The 17,548-nt window shown below is 37.1% G+C and carries 11 protein-coding genes; 2 read left to right on the forward strand and 9 right to left on the reverse strand.

Annotation, left to right across the window (positions count from 1 at the left end):
* Nucleotides 1–447: 447 nt before the first annotated feature.
* From T323_RS0104930 to T323_RS0104945, 4 genes are all read right to left on the reverse strand, one after another.
* Nucleotides 448–1,587, reverse strand: coding sequence for a mannitol-1-phosphate 5-dehydrogenase (locus T323_RS0104930; protein WP_026672271.1), 1,140 nt, complete (start codon nt 1,585–1,587; stop codon nt 448–450).
* A gap of 1 nt (nt 1,588) precedes the next feature.
* Nucleotides 1,589–2,026 carry a PTS mannitol transporter subunit IIA gene (locus tag T323_RS0104935; protein WP_026672272.1) on the reverse strand — a complete coding sequence of 146 codons (438 nt, stop codon included), beginning with the start codon at nt 2,024–2,026 and terminating at the stop codon, nt 1,589–1,591.
* Between the two features lie 24 nt (nt 2,027–2,050).
* Complete coding sequence (locus T323_RS0104940; protein WP_026672273.1) at nt 2,051–4,144, reverse strand: BglG family transcription antiterminator; 2,094 nt, start codon at nt 4,142–4,144, stop codon at nt 2,051–2,053.
* Between the two features lie 397 nt (nt 4,145–4,541).
* The gene (locus tag T323_RS0104945) at nt 4,542–5,960 is read right to left on the reverse strand and encodes a PTS mannitol transporter subunit IIBC (protein ID WP_026672274.1); all 1,419 of its coding nucleotides are present in this window, start codon (nt 5,958–5,960) and stop codon (nt 4,542–4,544) included.
* Nucleotides 5,961–6,207: 247 nt separating this feature from the next.
* Between T323_RS0104945 and T323_RS0104950 the strand changes: the two genes are divergently transcribed.
* The gene (locus tag T323_RS0104950) at nt 6,208–7,095 is read left to right on the forward strand and encodes a manganese catalase (protein ID WP_026672275.1); all 888 of its coding nucleotides are present in this window, start codon (nt 6,208–6,210) and stop codon (nt 7,093–7,095) included.
* Nucleotides 7,096–7,346: 251 nt separating this feature from the next.
* Here the strand turns inward: T323_RS0104950 and T323_RS0104955 are convergent, their stop codons facing one another.
* From T323_RS0104955 to T323_RS0104965, 3 genes are read right to left on the reverse strand one after another with little or no spacing between them, the layout of a single operon-like run.
* Complete coding sequence (locus T323_RS0104955; protein WP_026672276.1) at nt 7,347–8,348, reverse strand: helix-turn-helix transcriptional regulator; 1,002 nt, start codon at nt 8,346–8,348, stop codon at nt 7,347–7,349.
* A 35-nt stretch (nt 8,349–8,383) separates the two neighbouring features.
* Complete coding sequence (locus T323_RS0104960; RefSeq protein ID WP_026672277.1) at nt 8,384–11,587, reverse strand: UvrD-helicase domain-containing protein; 3,204 nt, start codon at nt 11,585–11,587, stop codon at nt 8,384–8,386.
* A complete protein-coding gene (locus tag T323_RS0104965) occupies nt 11,580–14,555 on the reverse strand; it encodes a PD-(D/E)XK nuclease family protein (RefSeq protein WP_026672278.1) in 2,976 nt (991 codons plus the stop codon). Before T323_RS0104965 ends, T323_RS0104960 begins: the two co-directional genes overlap by 8 nt.
* A 525-nt stretch (nt 14,556–15,080) precedes the next feature.
* Between T323_RS0104965 and T323_RS29520 the strand changes: the two genes are divergently transcribed.
* Nucleotides 15,081–15,206: a hypothetical protein gene (locus T323_RS29520; protein WP_281175715.1), complete on the forward strand. Its 126-nt coding sequence runs from the start codon at nt 15,081–15,083 to the stop codon at nt 15,204–15,206.
* A gap of 44 nt (nt 15,207–15,250) precedes the next feature.
* Here the strand turns inward: T323_RS29520 and T323_RS0104980 are convergent, their stop codons facing one another.
* Nucleotides 15,251–16,441, reverse strand: a complete 1,191-nt coding sequence (locus tag T323_RS0104980) for a DUF4317 domain-containing protein (RefSeq protein WP_026672279.1) — start codon at nt 16,439–16,441, stop codon at nt 15,251–15,253.
* Nucleotides 16,442–16,547: 106 nt separating this feature from the next.
* The gene (locus T323_RS0104985; protein ID WP_026672280.1) at nt 16,548–17,306 is read right to left on the reverse strand and encodes a TSUP family transporter; all 759 of its coding nucleotides are present in this window, start codon (nt 17,304–17,306) and stop codon (nt 16,548–16,550) included.
* Nucleotides 17,307–17,548 lie beyond the last annotated feature (242 nt).

Consider the following 17,548-nt stretch of genomic DNA (forward strand, 5'->3'; position numbering starts at 1 on the left):
AACATTTACTTAGTGTAGATTGATTTGATACAATTTTGTTATCCATAAAATTCTCCTTATTGTAAAAGTCACGGATAACTTTGGCTTTGCTTTTACAATAGGAGAATTTTTTTTATTCGTCTAGTGTTTTCTTCAAATTTTCACTTTGTTAGTTGAAATGTAAAGCATAAAAATATAGTGATTCCACTGAGTGAAATGGAGCGAAAGCCACTCGACTCCTGCGGGAAAGAGAGGAGCGGCGAGACCCCACAGGCGTTAGCCGAGGAGGCTCGCCACCTCCCCGCGGAAAGCGAGTGGCTGTAGCGCAATGGAACGGATATGTTATTTGTGCTAACTAGAAGCTAGGTAAGAATTAAACCTGTGGATATATTTGCAACGCCAGTGAACATACGTCCGATAAAGCAATAAAAATACAACCCACTTGTCTTCCACAAGTGGGTCATATTACTAATGTATATATTTCAAAATGAGCGCAATAAGCGGATGTTTACTTTCCAATCCACATACTTGTTGAATTGCCTTTTCATAGCCATTTTCCATAATGGTTTGTTGTAACGCTACAGCTTCCTCATCCTGTGCATAATCATACTGCAAAGCCGCAGCAATTGCTTTCGCTAAATAAACAGGCTCGCCTTCAACTACTTGAAAATATTGAACAGCCGGACTGACGAGGCGATCACCATGACTTAATTTGCGAAGCGGTCCTCTTGCTACCCTTGGAATTTCATCATTTATATGCGGGTTCGTAAAGCGTCCGATAATTTTTTTTCGATATTTCTCGTGTTCTATTGCATCGAATTGATATTTTCCAACTAACAATTCCCCAGTTTCCCGTATTGTTTCTTTTACTGCATGAAGGACATCAGGATGCTCCATTGCTTCTTTAATCGTTTGTAATCCAGCTTGATAGCCTATATACGCGCAAACAGCATGCCCTGTATTGACTGTAAACAGTTTTCGTTCAATATAAGGAGTTAAATCATCGACATATGTCACACCCTCAATCACGGGGACATTACCAACCATCGCTGCTCTGTCGACAACCCACTCAAAGAAAGGTTCCACTTTAACCATCAGTTTATCGTCATTCGTTTGATTCGGAACAATGCGGTCAACCGCGGCATTTGGAAAGCCATAAATACGGTCAAACTGTTCTTTTTCCTCTGGCGTTACGTTTTCATAAATCGCTTCTTTTAAAAACACACTGCCGCCGACCATGTTTTCACAAGCAATAATATTAAGTGGGGCTTCAGTTTGCTTCGCACGTTCTTTCAACCCTTTTCCCAACACCCCCGAAATAATCTTTAAAATCGTTGGCCCAACGGCTGTTGTTACTAGGTCTGCTTTTTGAATCGCTGCAATAACTTGTTCTGGATGTTCCATACTATTAATGGCACTTACGTTCGTCACCATCGTTTCTTCACTTTTTTCATCTGCTAACACTACACGATATTCTTTTTTTTCATTTAGCAAACGGACGACTTCTTCATTTACATCTACAAAACATACATCGTACCCTGCATCAGATAGCAGTTTCCCAATAAACCCTCTACCAATATTACCTGCACCAAAATGGACGGCTAACATATTAATTCACCTCAGAAAATAAAGCTAAAATTTCAGCTTCAGTTTGTGCTTCTACAATCTTTTCAATGTTTTCTTCTTCTGAACAAACAATCGCAATTTGCGATAAAATTTCTAAATGCTCTCCATCTTTTCCAGCGATTCCGATTAAAACTTTTGCAATATTCCCATCACCAAAATCTACACCTTCTGGAACTTGAACGATCGATAAACCTGAAGCAAGAACAGCCTTTTTTGCATCTTCTGTACCATGTGGAATCGCAACAAAATTCCCCATGAACGTAGAAGTTAATTGTTCTCTTTCTAGCATTTTTTCAATGTATTCTTCGTTAACATATCCTTTATCGACGAGAATTTGCCCTGTTTGACGAATCGCTTCTTCTTTTGATGTGAACTGTTGGTTTAATACGACATTTTCTTTTGCTAAAATTTCTTTTGTCATGTTGTCCCACTCCTTGTGAATGTTTTATATCTTTTTCTTAAAAAACGATGATAGTTCTTCTACTAGTAATGTTTTTACTTCTTGCTCTGTTCCTGTTTCAAAGAAACGAATCGTTGGCTCATCTCGAATGACGAGTGCACTAATTGCACTTAACATTTCATTTGTTTCTTCGTTACTATTCAATGGTGATAACAATAATAGAATCGTGTGCATCGAAAGGTCATCGCCATCCATCGCTTTTACTTGAAGCGGTTCTTCCAGATGCCCTACTGAAAATGTTGGGGTTTGAACAGATTCGCTTTTTGTATGATATAAAGCAAGTGATGTATTTGGGATACCAAGTCCCCCTATTTGTTCTCGTCTTAAGAGCTCGGTTACGACTTGTTCTTGACTGTTAATCGTCTGTTTTTCCTCCAATGGTTCACAAAGCATTTGTAAAGCCAACTCCACTGTCGATACCATTTCTAGCTTACGAACATTAAATTGAGCCAAAAGCGAATAAATGGCAGTTGAATAGTTTTTTATTTTTTCAACATATTCGATAAAGTCCCTATCCGTGGCCCTTTGCCCTGCCCTGTTTGTCCGTTGTTTTTTTCGCGGTTGAACTAACTGCCGATTTTTTAACAACCGTTTCACTTTCTCGATTTCTTCTTCAGCTAAAAGCGGGCTTACAACTAAATACTCATGTTGAAAATTTTTTAATGGAATCGTAGAAATCACGGCATCAAAGTCATGAACATCAACATTTTCAAGGTCAAACAATGACGCATTTACAGTTGTTATCCCTTGAATCGCTTGTTGTAGCTTTGTTGATAACATTTTTGAAGTACCAATGCCACTTGAGCACACAACAAGCGTCCGATAATTCATCTTGTCTTCTTTGTTTAAAATGGCTGATGCAAAATGTAACACGAGATAACCAATTTCTTCTTTTGGTACGTGTAATTCAGGAAAAACCTCGCTAACCCCTTTTTCTAATACGACAAACATATCATGATAGTCAGATTCGATTTTCGATAAAAGCGGATTAGAGATACCCATATTCTGTTTGATACGATGTAATGCTGGTTTTAAATGGGCGACTAACCCATGAAACAATGATACATTGTCCTGTAAATCATAATCTAACTCTTGACTGACAAAACGGATTAACTGTTGCGCTAATAAACCAACATGAAGGCTGGAATCTTCCAACATGTCATCATGCTCATTTCTAAGTTTCGCTCCCATTAAATGCATCGTAATATAGCCAAGCTCTCCTTCAGAAATGTTGATGGAAAATAAAGATTCTAACCCGGCTACGATTTTTTCTGCAGCGTGATATTCTTTTGTTTTTTTGAGCGTTTGCAAATAGTCATGATCAAATGTTATCTCTTCACCTTGTTGAATTCGTTCGATTGCCAAAGCGAGATGAACAACTAGCCCAATATATGCACTGTCGGCTATCGAATACGGCAAGTCACTTTTAATCGAATCAATTTGCCTTTCAATCATAAGTAGTTTTTGTTTTTCTACTAGCCCTAGCAACCGGTCTGTCACCGTATCAATTGTTTGCGATGCCTTTTTTTGAATCGTCTCTTTTAAAATCGTAATAAACTCAAATTCATCGATATTCGTAATAATCAGCTTGCTCATCGCTTTTCGTTTTGCCGATTCAGGTCCTTGAATTTCTACCCCATAGCCTCTTTTTCTAACGAGTGACAAGCCAAAAGGCGTAACTTGTTCTTCGATTTTATTTAAGTCATTACTAATTGTTGCAATCGTTACATTTAAATCATGGGCTAGTGCAATTAATTTAACCGGATCTTTTGTTTCAAGCAATGATGACAATATCAATGTTTGTCGTTCTTCCGGTGTATATTCTTGATGTGATAACGTAAACAAAAGCTGTTGCAAATGTTCTTTACCGGCTTTGTCACCGCTCACTTGGATGCCAATACCTGACTTCTTTACAAGCTGTAGGCCATGTTCTGTTAAAATATCTTCTACCCCTTTTAAATCACGGTGAACGGTTCTTGGACTGACATCTAATTCAGAAGATATTTCTTTTACCGTTGTCTCTTCGGATTTCATTAAGAGCAACTCTAGTATTTTTCGTTCTCTAGCCGCTATATACATCATTCTCACTCCACTACTATGACTAATCATACGCTAAGCAAAGTTGATGACAAAATATAAATAACATCCTTCATACTTCTATTATCTATAATTTGTAACCTCTTTCTCAACAAAAGAAAGATTCAATTTCGCCTTTTGACTTGTTGCCAAAATTAAATAATATCGATTCGTTTTATAAAGAAAAACGCGGGATCTTCTTTTCTTTTCAAGTGAAGTACGGAGCCCTGCCAGCTTTTGAAAGTGAACCCAAAGTGTTCTACTTGGGGTGAAACGCGCAGGTGCACAGCCTTCGCTCTTAAAGATAAGCTTTCAAAGCATCGCTACTATACCAAGATTTTTCTTTCTTATATGCTAAAAACAAGACTAACTTTTTTTTGAAGTCAGTCTTGTTTTGATGTTATTTTAATTTTTCCATTAACTCATCATATTTTGGACTATTTAAGAAGTTTTCAACCGAAATATGATAAGCCGTAGGTAATTTTTCTTTCGCACGAGAAGTTAAATCTTTGTGAGTGATTACTATATCCGCATCATCTGGAATATTGTTAATCGACGTATTCGTAATGTTTACATCTAATTCTGCTTTCTTTGCTTTATTTTTTAAAATCGATGCTCCCATTGCACTTGAGCCCATACCAGCATCACAAGCAAAGATGATTTTCTTCACATTGTTCGGGTCAAAATCCGTTTTCGTATCAAATGAACTCGCTACTGAACTTTTCTTTCCTTTCAGTTGCTCCATTTTTGCAGCTGCTGCTGTCATATCTTCTTCTTCGTTTTTCTTACCTGTTTTTAAAATAATTGAAGCGACTATAAAGGAAACAGCAGTTGCCACAAGTACCCCTAATAGAACTCCTAAATGATCTCCTCTCGCTGTCATACCCATTAAAGCAATAATACTTCCTGGTGATGGCGGCGCTACTAATCCTACATTAAATAATGTGAAAGTGAAAACCCCACTAATTCCACCAGCGATAGCGGCTAAAATTAACATTGGTTTCATTAAAATATACGGGAAGTAAATTTCATGAATCCCACCTAAGAAATGAATGACGATAGCACCAGGAGCTGTTTGTCTTGCCGTCCCTGCACCAAAAATCATAATCGCTAATAATATTCCTAACCCCGGTCCAGGGTTCGTTTCTAATAAGAATAAAATTGACTTTCCAGCCTCTGCAGCTTCTTTTGCTCCTAATGGACTTAAGATTCCATGGTTAATCGCATTGTTCAAAAACAAAACTTTAGCTGGTTCAATAAAAATGTTTGCTAATGGTAATAACCCTGCATTCACAATAACTTCTACACCTGCTGCTAACACTTTATTTAATGCGAGCACAACAGGACCAATTCCTAGGAACGCCGCTAATGTCAGTAACATCCCTAAAATACCAGCTGTAAAATTGTTTACAAGCATTTCAAAGCCTTGACGGACTTTCGGTTGAACGACTTCATCAATTTTCTTAATGAGCCATCCACCAAGTGGCCCCATAATCATCGCTCCAAGGAACATTGGGATATCTGCTCCGACGATAACCCCCATCGTCGCTGTTGCCCCAACAACTCCCCCACGGTCACCATATACCATTTTACCACCAGTATAACCGATTAAGAGTGGTAGTAAATACGTTATCATCGGTCCGACAAGTTGAGCTAAACTTTCATTTGGCCACCAACCTGTTGGGATAAAAAGTGCGGTAATAAACCCCCAAGCAATAAAGGCGCCGATATTTGGCATAATCATGCCACTTAAATAACTTCCAAAACGCTGAATTTTAACACGGACATCTTGTTTTGAGCCGTTTGCTGAATTGGACATTGTAGTTCCCCCTTAAAAAATGTTTATGATAAGATAATTGCGATTTCTCTTACACCTTAATCATAAGCTCCGTGTGAAGCGTTTTCAATTTGAAGAAAAACGTATTTTGTCATGCACAATGTTGTCATTATTAAATAGCACCTCAGCTTGTCAACCCTTTTCTAAAGAAATTTCTATTTTTTTCAAATATCCATTGGCTTTTCGTACATAATAATAGCGAAAATTGAATCCAAAGGAGAAATGCCCCATGTTCTATCATGTCAAAGAGCTTCAATACAATGCAAAACCTTCTCAACCTGACCCGGTATATGCAAAAAAACTCCAAGAAATACTTGGTGGCCAATTCGGGGAAATATCTGTCATGATGCAATATTTATTTCAAGGGTGGAACTGCCGTGGAGATAAAAAGTATCGTGATATGCTTTTAGATATAGGAACAGAGGAAATAGCGCATGTTGAAATGTTAGCAACGATGATTGCCCAGCTTGTCGATGGTGCCCCTGCTCATGATCAAGAAGAAGCAGCAAAAAATCCTGTCGTTGAAGCGGTGTTAGGTGGAATGAATCCACAGCATGCCATTGTCAACGGCCTAGGCGCACAACCAAATGACAGTGTCGGATTCCCATGGACCGCTCGCTATATGATTTCAAGTGGTAATTTACTTGCCGATTTCCGCGCGAATTTAAACGCAGAATCCCAAGGCCGACTTCAAGCAGTTCGTTTATATGAAATGACGACAGACCCTGGTGTGCGTGACATGTTATCTTTCTTAATCGCTAGAGATTCGATGCATCAAAACCAATGGATGGCTGCCATTCATGAACTTGAACAAGCGGAAAGTGTAATTGTCCCGAGCACCTTTAACCGTGAATATGAAATACAAGAAGTCGCTAATCAATTTATGAACTTCTCAACAGGGGAAGAAAGCAGCCAAGGTCGTTGGGCAAATGGACCAACATTTGATGGTCAAGGGAACTTCGAATACGTCGCAAATCCTGAAGCAATGGGCCAACACCCACAATTGCAGCCAGGTCCTGCTTATATTCATGGAACAAACCCAACGAACATGCAAATGATGCAACAACAAGCAAAAATGACTGATAATCAACCATCTGATCAGTCGTTTATGCAATAATATAGAAAAAGTCGAGGTCACTAAGAAGGAAGTGACCTCGACTTTTTTCTCATGTAGTGTAACGGACATCTGTTCTGCTATCTTTCATTTTTTTCGACTTTTTCAAGTCGTATCGGACATCTGTTCCGTTACTTTGCCCATTTAGGGTGCAAAAGCTTGTATTTTAGTGTATTGCTGAAAAGATGTCCGATAGAATATTACGAATGGCAAAAATTAGTGAAATAACGGAATAGATGTCCACAAGAGTTTTCCTACTTTGAATAAAGTGCGATCATTTTTTCAATTTCCTGCTCTATCTCCTGTTGTAACGACAGCGGCGACACCACCTGAACTTGGCTCCCCCATGATAAAATCCAAGCTTTCAACCCGGCACTTTTTTTTGCCTTTGCTTTCACAAGAAACGATTTTTCACTTACTTGTTTAACATTGGAGTCCATACCAAACTTATCAAAAACACCATTTAACGTGACTCGGTTTAACTGAAATTGCAATGTAATCCAATCATCCTGACCACCAAACATATGAAATGAATGTTGAATATATTCACTTAAGTCTTTTTTTTGCTGTGTGAAGCTTTCATCTGATATAACAACATGTCGCATTCGGTCTAAGCGGTAATTTCTTGGGTTCTCTTCTTCCCCATAGTTCACATCATCACCTATTAAATAATAAAAGTCAGACTCCCATATTAATGCATGCGGTTTAATTTTATACAGTCGCCCATCATGACGTAGTGTAAATGTTTTCTCAAGATTAAAGTCACCGTATTGAAAATAGACGATTTTTTTCTGTGAAATTGCTTCATGTAGGATATCAATATGATGTTTAATAAGGTTGTAATTCGTATTAATCGATTGCTGGTATACAACCGGATCTGGTAGTGTTTTGGCGATTTGCTTACTCGTTAACTGTTTTAAACATGACACTAGATATTTTTTCTCCTCGGTTGTAATAAATCTAGCCGAAAGAACAGGATCTATTAAAAGTCGAAGCTGGTATGTTTCAAATAACCGGTCTTGATGGCTATAAAAGAGCTCACCATGTTTTCCTGTGTTTTCAATAATATCAAACCCGCTATCTCGTAATGTATGAATATACTTTTTCACCGTTTTTGCATCAGCAGGAAACTCTGGCACATACATTTTCAACTTGGCAATTAATTCTTTCATTGAAAGCTGATGGTGTTCATCTGTTTCAACTAGCAAAATTTCTCTTAAGGCAAGTAATCGCAAAGCCGTTTTATTCTCACTCATCTCTTCACATCCTATTAAGGAGAATTCATACTACTTTACATCATTTCAACTACTTGTTGATGCGTCACGTAATAGAGCAACACTTTGGCGACGTCTTCATTCGTTAGTTTTTCCCAAACTTCCTTGTACAGCTGTACTTGATTATTATAGTAGCTCGTCAATTTTGATAGTTGATTTATATCTTTAAGTCGGTCTGTTTTATAATCAACTATTTTCCATTGCCCCTCTATTTTATACACCAAGTCAATGATTCCTGATAAAAATATCTGTGATGTCCCTTGTGTGTCTAGCTGTTCATATAATGGGTCTCCCTGGTGAATTGGTAAAGTAAAAGGAACCTCAGTTAAAACTTCATCTGCCCTTTGCAACTCTCGCCATATATCCGTTTCTTCTAACTTTTCTACGAGTAAGCATACTTCCTCTTTTCGTTCAACCGGCAGTTGATGTTTTTGGAGACTTAAACGAATATGTTCGTCCGTTAAAATTTGCTTTACATGTTGTTCAAAAACATCGTGAATTACTAGCCCCCACTGCAGCCCACCACCTTCTTCTCTATCAATATCTCTAAAATGAATGGACTCTTTTTCATCCGTAGGACTGACCTTTAGAAAAGAAGGTGTTGCACTTTCTTGTACCCAATCAAACAAACTCTCCGTTTCCTGTAGGTAGGATTCAAGGGTAACAGTAGCTAGCACCGGTTCTTTTTGAATCGTACTTGCTTTATTAATTTCCACTTCTTCTAGATTAGGTAGTCCTTTTAACAGCAAAGTCCATGGGTTCTGACTATCTTTTTTTTCGCAACTACTTATAATCATTAACTTTTCTGCCCTAGTCGCTGCGACATAAAGAATTCGTATTTCTTCTTCTACAAGATACGCTTCTTCCTCTGCTTTATACTCATCCCAATTCTTTGGTTGTGCGATTGGTGTTTTTGTAAAACCGCTTTGTTTCGTAAAAAGAAAATAGCCTTTTGAAGCTTGTTGTTCCCGTTTAATATGAGAAGAAATAAACTTACCGACATCTGTTTTCTTCCCAGGATGAGCTAGAAATACAATAGGTGCTTCTAACCCCTTTGCTTTATGGACATTTAAAATCCGGACCGCATTCGCATCTTCATCTAAATTAACGACCTTCACTTTCGCTGATAAAAAAGTAGTCAAACTAGAAACGACTTCAAAATAAAGCGTATGACCGTTTTCCTCTTCTTTTCTAAGCGCCTCGATGATTTGTACAAATTGTGTATATTCTCGGGCTCCGTAACTATGCGCGACTAACAACGGATAAAACCCAACATCCTCAATGATTTTTTCAATCGCAACTAATGGAGAATAAGAGCGTACCCATTTGGCATATTGCTTAAGCTTGCTAAATGCCTTTTCAACCGGATGAATTGGCTCATGTTCTGCATTTGATAGAGAACTGTAAATAGAAAATGAACCACCTTTTTGTTTCCACTCATATAACTGTTCATCACTAATACCAAACCAACAACTTCGTAATGTGGCGACTAGAGCAACTGAATTAGTAAGATCAACAAATGTTTCTAGTAAAATAAGTAACTCTTGAAATACTCTACTCGTACCAATTTTCATTTCACCACTTACACTTATTGGAATTCCGGCTTGTTCTAACTTTGAACTATACACACCAATACCGGAATGATACCGTGTAATTATCATCATATCTTTTGGCTCATACCCTTGCTGTAACAGTGCTTGAATCGAAGCGCAAATATTTTCCGCATCTTTTTCGATAATCATCGCTTGATTTTTTGTAAAATCAACAGGAACAACAATTTTCTTAATCTTACTCGTTTCTTGTTCGCCGGCATGAAACGAGTGCAATGGACGATATGCAGCTTGGTATTTTGATTCCTGTTCTGGTAAATGCTCTTGAAATACTTGATTTAACTTCTCAGTAATACTGTCAATCGTACGAAAATTCATTGTAAGCTGTAAGACTTCCCCACCATGCAAACAAATCAGTTCTTTTACTTTATTATAAATATCAATATCTGCCCTGCGAAAACGATAAATCGCTTGTTTTGGATCTCCTACAACAAAAAGAGAACCAGATCGTGGCTTACATTTCACCCATTCTTGTTCTGTCACATTTTCCCCTGTTAAAAAAAACATCATTTGCGCTTGAATCGGGTCGGTATCTTGAAATTCATCAACAAGCATACATCTGTATTTCTCTTGAAAATAAGATCGAACTTCAGGATTGCACTGTAATAGCTTTGTTGTTTGAATAAGAAGATCTTGAAAGTTTAAGAGTGATTGCTCTTTTTTCATTTGCTCATACACTAGTAATGCTCCTTTTAGAAAGGAGATAATAATCGGATGGCAGTATTCACGCCAATGCTGTAATAAAGGGGCAATGACGTCTTCTACAAATAATTCAATTCGTGCTTTATATTCTTTAGCATCTTCTTTTGTTGTCCATTTCTTTTGAGTAATCGCCAAAGCTGATTTTGACTCAAACAGCTCAAATACCTCAATTATAAGAGCTGGGGTTTCTTTTCGATATCGAGCTTTTCGCAATGCTTGTAGGATGTTTTTTTGTAATGAATCTGGACCTTTTTCAACGATATCTGGAATCGTTCGTTTTGCTTCCTTAAGCAGTGTGATTAATCGGGTAAAAGCTGTTTCTAACTGTGGCATTTCCATTGGTGTTGCCACCCACTCGACATCAGGATAATGTTTTATCATTTGAAATCGGTCAAGAAGTACTTCTTCTGTTACACCAATCTCATGTAAAGTCGTTATTTTTTTCTCATCTTCCGCTTGTAGTTTAGAAAGATAGACAGTCCATGCTTCTTCGGCAAGTTGTTTGTCCTCTTCGTCCTCAAGTTCACGGAACATCATATCAAGATTTGCTTCAATCGGTCGCTCCCGAAGTAGCCGAGCGCAAAAAGCATGGACTGTTCCAATAAAACATCGTTCTACATTTTGAATAGCTTCCTCAAGCTTTCTTTTTGTTTTTGGGTTTCCTTCCTTCTTCCACACTTTTTCTAATTCGTTTTGAAATCTCGTTTTTAATTCATCTGCCGCTTTTCTTGTAAACGTAATGGCAACGATTTCTTCGATTTGATTTGTTTCTGTGTAAATCAGATTAACCATGCGGTCAACTAAACTTGTTGTTTTCCCTGAGCCTGCTCCCGCTTCAACTAAAAAATTTTGGTGTAAATTGAATTTGATTTTGTCTCGGTCTCGTTGGTCAACAATTTGTTTAGTCATATGCTCGTACCCCCTTAAAACTCCGTACACCTGCTGACTGTTGGTCTTGATGTTTCTTTTCAATGACGTCAGCCTCATACTGCTCTCTTCGACAGATTTGCTTAAACTGACAAAACTTACAGTCATTTTCGTCATCTGTCATTGCAAAATGACCCAACTCAATAATTGTTAACAGCTTTTCTAAAATGGCGTGACCATTTGTTCGTAATTCTTTTTCTTGTTTACGCTCAAAAGCTTGTCCTAATCCTTTTTTCGTTGGAAACAAGTAAGAACTTCTTTTTACCGTTCCTTCCTTTAATCCTAAATGATTTTCAATCGCTAACGAATAGAGGAAGTGCTGTAATTGCCGCCCTCCGTTAAACTGCTTTTGTTCGTCATATCCCCACGTACTGCCTGTCTTATAATCGATAATATGAATTGAATCATCTTGTTGAATATCCACTCGGTCAATTTTTCCTGACAGAGAAAATGGTCCAGAAGCTAATTGTATTGTCGCTGGGGGTTTCCCATCAACTCCAAACGTATATTCCAAGTATTTCGGTTCGGCTTCATGCGCTCGTTCTTCTTCAATTTTTAAAAAAGTCTCACAAGATTCTATGATTTCTTTTGTTTCCTTCCATTCAACTTGAGAGTTTGGTGGTGGTAACTGTTCTTTTACATTGTGTAAACAGTCTTGCACTATAGCGAGTAGTAATGAATGATGCAATTCGTACACAGGTTTTTGCATCTGTTCTTGAAGCATTCGATAAAAGCGCTCGAATATTTCATGTAATACAGTTCCTCTAGTTGCTGGGCCTAACCATTGTTTTTCGTTATATTCCAGCTCTTCTATCGGTTTAATCTTTAACACTTCTTGCAAAAAATACGAGTATGGGCATGTTGCAAGCATTTCTAATTTCCCTGCTGAAATTTGTTGTTCTCGATTTTTGCGTGGGTCCCATTGAGTCGTGTCACTTTCGACTTTGCCATCGTAAACAGTAAACGAACTACTATTACGAAACTCTTCAGCTTCCATCCCATGTATTAGTTGGTCAAACTGCTCGAGCAGTTCCCATTCGATTTCATTTGTTTCTCTTCTAGTTAATTTTGTTGTCCACCAGTCTTTTTCTGTTACTAGATCAACCTCTTTGCAAGGAAACTCTTTCTGCAGATGTGTAAAATCGATATCGTGCTTACCAGTTACAAAGCGATAACATTGCAAAAACAAATGGGACGGTGCTAACATTCGATTGTCATTGATATTAAACTGACTACAACTTAAATGAACATGACCAGAGCTTGAAGCAATGAATTGCAGCATCGCATAATTTTTTTCTATGATGCTATTTTGGAGCAATGGGATGTTTTTGCCTAAGTTCGTTCTTTCTTTGTCAAGCAGTAACGGATTTTCACTTTGACTTTTTGGAAAACGGTGTTGATCTAACCCCACAACAAATCTATGATGGCGACTTATATATATTCCTTTTTGATAAGAAGAAACATGCAAATGCCCAGGTTTTGCCCGAGATGCTCCAATATTTATGGTGATTAACAGCTCTTCAATATGAAACAATGCTTCTTGGACTGGTATGACCTCATGTATATAAGGAATCATTTGTTCAATTTTTTCTAATAAGCTCGTTTTAGCAGCTTCATCATAAAAGGATGTGCTATTTGCCATTTTTGAAATGATAAAATGTAACCCTTGCAAAAGTTCTCGTAGTGAAACCTGATTATCATTCACCGATGTTGGCAAAGCACTGAAAATCGAATCATACCATCGTTTCATCCATACTAAGTCTTTATGTAATTGTTCTAAGTAAGGTTGGTGTTGTTCATTTTCATCAAGTCGCTCTTTTACTTTCTTTATTTCAGTTTGTAATCGTTCCGAATACCTTGCTTTTCCCCAGCCAATATCCAACTGACGAAGAAGTGTTGTCCATCTTGTTTTTGAAGGTGCATCATCTTCTAAATGAAACAAACCTTCTTGTAATAGCTTTACAAAAAATGAAGTTTCGTACGATGTTCTTATCCATTGAACTACACCGTTTATCAGCTTACCCGGCTTTGTAAATTGAACAGGAATTCCATCTTGAAAGGTGACAGGGATGTTATATGATTGTGAAAGATGGAATATCGTTGCTACATATGGATGAGGTGTTGTATAAAACATCGCACACTCATCCAAACGCAATTGTTTACATTTTATTTGAAATAACACTTCTTTTATCTCTTGTTCTTCTGTTTTACATTTACTTAACGTTATCGATTGATTTTCTTTTTCACATGAATTGAGTTGATAAAGATAACTGAGTGTGGTCGGTTCACCTTCCGCAATGAAAGAGTATTTCGTTTCTTTTGGTTTTGGCACTCCGTAAACAGGGGGGACAGGCATAAATAACATGGTAGGACATAGATGTTCAAGAAATTGTTCTTGGACATATGCTAAAGATAACTGACTTTGTAGTAAAAATAGACGTTCTGAACGAGCTACTTTTTCTTTAGCTTGTTTATATAAGCTCGCTTCATCTTTGATTTGATAATCCACCATCACTTTTTCAAACCGTTGCATAATCCGAATGATATCTTGTCCTTTTTGTTCGGAAACAAAGGCGTTTGGCTGTATCGTTATGCTCGTAAATCCTGCCAGTCGCAAATCTTGAATCAAATTGAACATGTGATAACTAAATGCTGTTGTTATTTCTAACTGTTGAAAATAGTGGAGTTTCTTTTCTTGTTGCATTGATTTTACGATAGAATACATAAAATGAGCTCCTAGTGTTGTTGTTATATATTCACTATGTGTCTGAATCGTATCTAAAGCTAAATCCCGGACTGTTTTTATTTTTACATTGATCGCATGATGACCGCTTTTTACATAATCGAGCATGATTTGATCCCCAATAAGATATGAATCGACTACGAGGATTTTTTCTTTTAGTGGATGTTGTTCACAAGTTTCCCGTAACATTTCAACTACTTCCTTCAAGCGCCGTCACCTCTCAACTTGAAATGTATTTTTTACATTTTTACTATAACGAAAAAGGTATACCAGATTTGGGATAGCTAATTCATTAATTTCGATAATCTATCAATCTCTTAATCCAGATATCATGATATTTCTATTTTTAACAACTATACGTCTTTCCATACAAAAAGCGGAAAAGTTAACGGCCAGCCTTGTTAAAAGGAGTTGAAGAGGATTTTGTGGAAGAGTAGGAGTTTTTTTGAGGAACTACTTAAGAAAAACACGGAGCGTCTTTTCTTTCAAGCGAAGTACGGAGCCCTGCCCGCTTTTGAAAGTGAACCCCAAGTCCTCTTCCTGGGGTGAAACGCGCAGGTGCGCAGCCTTCGCTCTTCTTGAAATAGCTTTCAAAGCTTCACTGCAATACTAAAATTACTTTCTTATCTCTTAATAAAATTTGTAACATATCCTAAGCTCATAATTCATTTACATATTTTTTTACGAAACGAAAAAAATAAAGCTATACTTTGTTTGAAAGGAGGACTTACAATGGGAAAAAAATCAAAATCAAAACGTAATATGATCGAAAGTAAAGATGCGGCTCAACCAAACAATGGAAAAGAAAGAGAAACGATTTCAAAAGTGAGCCGAGAGCTTGAGGACCGCGAACGCTAAAGCAGGACTCCCTCCAAGGAGGGATCACTCTACTCTCTCTTCCTTTATTCTTCATCAGGTGCCGCACTAAGAAGTGTTTCTGGAGCCATCGTAAATCCTTCAATAACCGCATCTTCATCAATTTCAATAAGCAAGCAACGTTTTCCGTTATAGTTCACTTGCTTCACATACTTTAAATCTTGAGGGCTTACTGAAATATTTGCTACTTTTGTATTAATTTTAATTGATTTTGATTTATAACTTGGAACAATATTGCTTGCTTTCAACTCATATTTCTCATCATCAATCACTTTTTTATATGCCATCTCGACTTTATCGAGATTGACATCTTCAACCCCACTTACTTTTAATACTCGTTCTACATCTTTATAATCAAGTTTCGGGATATCTTCTTCCTCATTTTCATCCATGACCTTTTGAATTTCTTCATAGACGTTTGAAAGTGTTCGAGTATTAAACTGCTCACCAACTACATCTTTTACAATTTCCTCAAACACGGCTTTGTCTTCCTGTGCCGTTAGAAATGTTTCTGCATTTAAGACTTCTTCTACAAAATGTGGGTCAGGTTCATTTGCTTTTCCTGACGAGTATAAAATATGGTTTACATCTGCTGAGTTTTCAGTAAAACACGGGTACATAAACCCAGCCATCGGAGCAGTCAAATTAATAATCGGATCAACAACTACATTATATTTAAACTCTTTTTCCACATAGTCAAACACTAATGACTTTTGTGGTTCTTCTGTTTTGTTAATGCTGCACAAAGCAAACGGATGTGTATACACTTCGTCAGTTGCTTGATGTTCTGTTTCTTCGTTACTTGCTTTTGTCGGCTTATAATAGCTACCACGAATAAACGTAACGACGACATCATGTTTATATTCTACATCTTTAAACATTTTTGCAACGAGTTGTAGCATATGCTCTTTCCAATCTTCTACCTCACTTGCTTGCAAACCATTGTAAAGGATATGTTGAGTATGATCTTGAATTGCTTCTTGCTGAAATCTTAATTCAAATAACTTTGAATCTAATTGACCTGTTAAGATTTTTTTGAAATTATTCATAAATAACTCTTGGTGTTCGTCATCAAGCAATGGAAAAGGTTGACATTCTTGATGGTATATATCACTACTTTCTTTTTGAACATACACGTTGAAAATATCGGTTATTTTTAATAACTCATTATTTAGTTTGAATTGTTTGCGAATATTTGCCACATCTTTTTTATTCATATGTTTGTACAACTCCTATGTCATTTTGAACCGTACTAGATCCATTTTTGAGTCCACTACAAATTATACTATTTAAGTTTGTCTCCTTGTAAGATCTTTTTTCTCTTTAAAAAAAGTTCTTCCATATAATTTGCAAAGCCATAACAAAACAAATCGTTATCACTAACGGTCGAATGAGCTTTACCCCTTTTTCTAGCACCATCTTTGCTCCTATATAAGCCCCAATAATTTGTCCAATCATCATTATAATTCCAATAAGCCATGCGATTTGTCCATAAAAAAGAAAATATAGAAGAGCTGCCATATTACTTGTAAAATTTAAAATTTTCGCATTCGCTGTCGCCTTTGGAGCACCAAATCCACATAATGCTATAAATGCGACAGCCATAAGACTTCCCGTTCCTGGACCAAAAAATCCGTCATAGAAACCTAATAACGGAGCTATTGTGATTGAAAATATCGATAATTTCATCTTGGCTTTTCTGTCGATATTATCAATTTTTGGGGAGAGTAAAAAGTAAAAACCAATAACGATGAGCAGTATAGGTAAGAGTAACACTAAATACTCGGCATTGATTTGTAAAACAAGCCATCCTCCAATAACCGCACCGATAAAAGTTGTAATGACAGGTATAGTTATTGTTTTACGATCAATAGCTCCTTTTTTAATAAAATACATTGTCGCCACAAACGTGCCACTACTTCCTTGTAATTTATTTGTAGCAATCGCTGTTGCTGGTGGCATTCCTACTAATAACATTGAAGGAATTGTTAATAACCCTCCTCCACCAGCAATCGTGTCAACCCAGCCCGCAATAACCGCAACGATTAATAAGAATAAAATGATTTCAAGACTAATTTCCACGCTACAACCCTCCCAATGCGTTCTATTCTCATATTCTAGCATTTTTATTGGAAGTTACAGCAAATATTTACCAGGGGGCAAGGATTATTTTCTTTTTGACGTACGGACATAGATTCCGCTATTTCCTATTTTATGCCCGTTTCTCAGGTAGCTTTGGACATATGTTCCGCTATTTCACTTATTTTCAAGGAATTCGTGCTCTTTTTCGCAAAGTAACGGAACGTATGTCCGATAGCGAAAAC

Origin of the sequence: Alkalihalobacillus bogoriensis ATCC BAA-922, from assembly GCF_000621445.1 — a bacterium.
Classification (GTDB): Bacteria; Bacillota; Bacilli; order Bacillales; family Bacillaceae_F; genus Bacillus_AO; species Bacillus_AO bogoriense.

Coding starts and splice junctions, on each gene's coding strand:
- T323_RS0104930 (WP_026672271.1), bottom strand. CDS start 1,587: ATGTTAGCCGTCCATTTTGGTGCAGGTAATATTGGTAGAGGGTTTATT.
- T323_RS0104935 (WP_026672272.1), bottom strand. CDS start 2,026: ATGACAAAAGAAATTTTAGCAAAAGAAAATGTCGTATTAAACCAACAG.
- T323_RS0104940 (WP_026672273.1), bottom strand. CDS start 4,144: ATGTATATAGCGGCTAGAGAACGAAAAATACTAGAGTTGCTCTTAATG.
- T323_RS0104945 (WP_026672274.1), bottom strand. CDS start 5,960: ATGTCCAATTCAGCAAACGGCTCAAAACAAGATGTCCGTGTTAAAATT.
- T323_RS0104950 (WP_026672275.1), top strand. CDS start 6,208: ATGTTCTATCATGTCAAAGAGCTTCAATACAATGCAAAACCTTCTCAA.
- T323_RS0104955 (WP_026672276.1), bottom strand. CDS start 8,348: ATGAGTGAGAATAAAACGGCTTTGCGATTACTTGCCTTAAGAGAAATT.
- T323_RS0104960 (WP_026672277.1), bottom strand. CDS start 11,587: ATGACTAAACAAATTGTTGACCAACGAGACCGAGACAAAATCAAATTC.
- T323_RS29520 (WP_281175715.1), top strand. CDS start 15,081: ATGGGAAAAAAATCAAAATCAAAACGTAATATGATCGAAAGTAAAGAT.
- T323_RS0104980 (WP_026672279.1), bottom strand. CDS start 16,441: ATGAATAAAAAAGATGTGGCAAATATTCGCAAACAATTCAAACTAAAT.